Source organism: Pelosinus sp. IPA-1, assembly GCF_030269905.1.
In the GTDB taxonomy this organism is placed as follows: Bacteria; Bacillota; Negativicutes; order DSM-13327; family DSM-13327; genus Pelosinus.
Genome location: NZ_BSVC01000025.1, coordinates 1 through 3,664, shown reverse-complemented (window position 1 = coordinate 3,664; position 3,664 = coordinate 1). Strand labels below are relative to the sequence as shown.

The 3,664-nt window shown below is 43.5% G+C and carries 4 protein-coding genes; all 4 read left to right on the top strand.

Annotated elements, in window-relative coordinates; all coding sequences use genetic code 11:
* On the top strand, nt 1-567 hold a 567-nt coding region (locus QSJ81_RS25605; RefSeq protein WP_285720120.1), incomplete at its 5' end, for an acetyl-CoA hydrolase/transferase C-terminal domain-containing protein.
* Nucleotides 568-586: 19 nt separating this feature from the next.
* Entirely contained in the window at nt 587-2,233 is a 1,647-nt protein-coding gene (locus QSJ81_RS25600; RefSeq protein ID WP_285720119.1) for an acyl-CoA mutase large subunit family protein, read from the top strand.
* A 19-nt stretch (nt 2,234-2,252) separates the two neighbouring features.
* Nucleotides 2,253-2,645 (top strand): cobalamin B12-binding domain-containing protein, encoded by a 393-nt coding sequence (locus QSJ81_RS25595; protein ID WP_038671997.1) that lies wholly within the window; start codon nt 2,253-2,255, stop codon nt 2,643-2,645.
* 65 nt (nt 2,646-2,710) lie between these two features.
* Nucleotides 2,711-3,652, top strand: coding sequence for a methylmalonyl Co-A mutase-associated GTPase MeaB (gene meaB / locus QSJ81_RS25590; RefSeq protein ID WP_285720118.1), 942 nt, complete (start codon nt 2,711-2,713; stop codon nt 3,650-3,652).
* Nucleotides 3,653-3,664: the final 12 nt, after the last annotated feature.

Below are 3,664 nucleotides of genomic sequence, written 5' to 3'. Positions count from 1 at the left end.
TTCTCACCATCACCTGCAGGTCTTGAAAGATTCTACAAAAATATTGATTCCTATCGCAAAATCATGATGCTGCGTCCGCAAGAAATTGCCAATAGCCCTGAAGTAGCTAGACGCATTGGTGTTATTGCCATGAATACTGCGATAGAACTTGACATATATGGGAATGTAAATTCCACACACATTATGGGAAGCAAAATGATGAATGGGATAGGCGGCTCAGGAGACTTTGCTCGTAATGCCTATTTGACCTGCTTCTTTAGTACCTCCACCGCCAAAAATGGCGCCATATCCTCCATTGTGCCTATGGTATCTCATGCAGACCATAGCGAACATGACGTGGATATCTTTGTCACAGAATTGGGTGTAGCCGACGTCCGTGGACTTAGTCCAAGAGAACGGGCGCGGGTAATTATAGAAAATTGTGCTCATCCTGACTATAAGCCAATGCTTATGGACTATTTGGAAAGAGCCGAGGCAGCTACCAAATGTGCCCATACACCACATATTTTATCAGAAGCCCTTTCATGGCATACCCGTTTCTTAGAAACTGGTAGCATGAAAAAGTAAGTGAAGGAGGATTTTTAGTATGGATAAAGAAAGTTTGAAAGCAAAAGTGGCGGAGTATACTGCCAAAGTAGAAAAAGCAAGTGCAAAATTCCCAGAACGCAAAAACCTGGAGTATAACAGACTCTATACTCCATTAGACCTTGAGGGACAAGATTATGAACGTGATCTAGGATTACCAGGTTCTTATCCTTTCACTCGTGGTGTACAACCTACTATGTATCGCGGTCGTTTCTGGACCATGCGTATGTATGCCGGTTTCTCCACAGCAGAAGAATCCAACAAAAGATATCGTTACCTGTTAGAATCAGGCAGCACAGGCCTTTCTTGCGCCTTCGACTTACCAACCCAAATTGGTTATGATTCGGATGATATCATCTCCGAAGGCGAAGTCGGTAAAGTTGGGGTAGCGATTGACTCCTTGGCAGATATGGAAATTTTGTTTGATCAAATCGATTTAGGCAAAGTATCCACCTCCATGACAATTAATGCTCCTGCATCCGTATTACTTGCGATGTACATTGCCGTAGCTGAAAAGAATGGTATTGGAGCTGACAAATTAAACGGTACCATTCAAAATGATATTTTGAAAGAATATGCAGCACGTGGTACCTACATTTTCCCTCCCAAACCTTCGATGCGCTTAATCACGAACATCTTTGAATATTGCTCCAAGAATGTACCAAACTGGAACACGATTTCCATTTCCGGTTACCATATCCGTGAAGCCGGCTCCACTGCTGCCCAAGAAATCGCTTTCACCATTGCTGATGGTATTGCGTATTGTGAAGCAGCGATTAAAGCAGGCCTTGACGTTGATGCCTTTGCTGGTCGCTTATCCTTCTTCTGGAACGCACACAACAACGTATTAGAAGAAGTAGCGAAATTCCGTGCATCCCGTCGTGTATGGGCAAAAGTCATGAAAGAACGTTTTGGCGCAAAAAATCCAAAATCTTGGATGCTTCGCGTACATACACAAACAGCAGGTTCCATGCTAACCGCACAACAACCTGAAAACAACATCGTTCGTGTTGCACTGCAAACAGCAGCAGCTGTAATGGGTGGAACGCAATCCTTACACACCAACTCCAAAGATGAAGCGTTGGCATTGCCAACAGAAGATTCCGTACGTGTAGCACTTCGTACCCAACAAATCGTTGCTTACGAAAGTGGACTTGCTGACGTTGTCGATCCATTGGCCGGTTCTTACTATGTAGAAGCGATGACCAATGAAATCGAAGCAGCTGCTTGGGAATATATTAAGAAAATTGATGATATCGGTGGTGCAGTAGTTGCCATTGAAGAAGGTTATATCCAAAGAGAAATCCAAGACAGTGCTTACAAATGGCAAAAAGAAGTGGAAAACAATGATCGCGTAATCGTTGGTGTCAACAAATTCCAAATCGAAGAAAAACCAATAGAAGGCCTCTTACGAGTTGATGCTTCTGTAGGCGAATTGCAAAAGAAAAAATTGGCTGATCTAAGAGCCAAACGTGATAACGCTGCCGTAACTGCTGCTTTGGCTAAACTAGAAGCTGCATGTAAGGATGAGAGCGTAAACCTAATGCCAATTATTTTAGAAGCAGTTAAGACCTATGCAACACTAGGCGAAATTTGTGGCGTAATGCGTAAAGTCTTTGGTGAATACCAAGCGCATGCAACACTGTAAGAGGATAGGAGGGGTAACAATGGAAAAACGTGTTAGAGTATTAGTAGCAAAACCTGGTTTAGATGGACATGATCGCGGAGCGAAAGTAGTAGCTCGTGCGCTCAGAGACGCTGGATTTGAGGTTATCTATACAGGATTACGTCAAACCCCAGAGCAAATAGCAGAAGCGGCTTTGCAAGAGGATGTAAACGTAATTGCACTTAGCTTATTATCAGGAGCTCACAATCACTTGTTCCCACGTATTGTTGAATTAATTCGTGGAAAAGGTATGACCGATGTACTCATGATTGGCGGCGGCGTTATTCCTGATGCCGATATCCCAACGCTAAAAGCAGCTGGTATCGCAGAAGTATTTACACCAGGCACACCCACTACGACCATCATTGATTACATCAATGCAAACGTAAAGTAAATAGCTGTATGTTGCACTATGCCCCCTGTCTTGGGAGTGTATAGTAACATGAGGTGGTGTAACCAATGAACATTGCAGAAGAATTATTAAAAGGCTCTCGCTTAGCCTTGTCAAGGGCGATAACAGCGGTGGAAAACGAATATGATGATGCAGTAAACATTATGCAGCAACTATATCCTCATACCGGTAATGCTCATATAATAGGCATTACCGGTCCACCGGGAGCAGGCAAGAGCACCTTGACCGATAAATTGGCAAAAGAATATCGTCGGCAGGGAAAAACAGTAGGTATCATCGCGATTGATCCCACAAGCCCATTTTCGGGTGGGGCTATTTTAGGTGACCGGATACGTATGAATGAATTGACATTGGATGAAGGCGTTTTTATCCGCAGCATGGGTACGCGAGGCAGTTTAGGCGGTTTATCCCGTAAGACAGCCGAAGCTGTGAAAATCCTAGATGCATCGGGTAAAGACGTAATTCTAGTGGAAACCGTAGGCGTTGGTCAATCGGAAGTAGACATAGTCAAAACCGCGGATACAACCTTAGTCGTACTTGTACCTGGCTTAGGTGACGACATTCAAGCCATTAAAGCAGGTATATTAGAAATTGGTGATGTATTTGCCATTAACAAAGCAGACCATGATGGTGTAGACCGTCTACATACGGAACTAGAAATGATGTTAGACCTAAATCAAAAAATGACCGATTGGCGTCCGCCAATTAAACGTGTCATTGCAAATCGGGGAGATGGCATAACCGATTTGTTAGCCTCCATAGAAGAACAGATTGCTCAATCGAGACAATCCGGTCAATTCGTCGAGCGGCGTACAGCTCGCACCAAAAGCGAGCTCTTGGTAATGCTTGATGAACAAGTTGGCCGGTATGTAAGAAAGCAGCTAGAGAACTATGGAAAATTTGATGAACTAGTAGCCAGTGTAGAAAGTCGTGAAAAGAATCCATATGGTGTTGTCAATGATATAATGGCCACTATTTTGCAAAAGTAGGTTAGGAGGGAT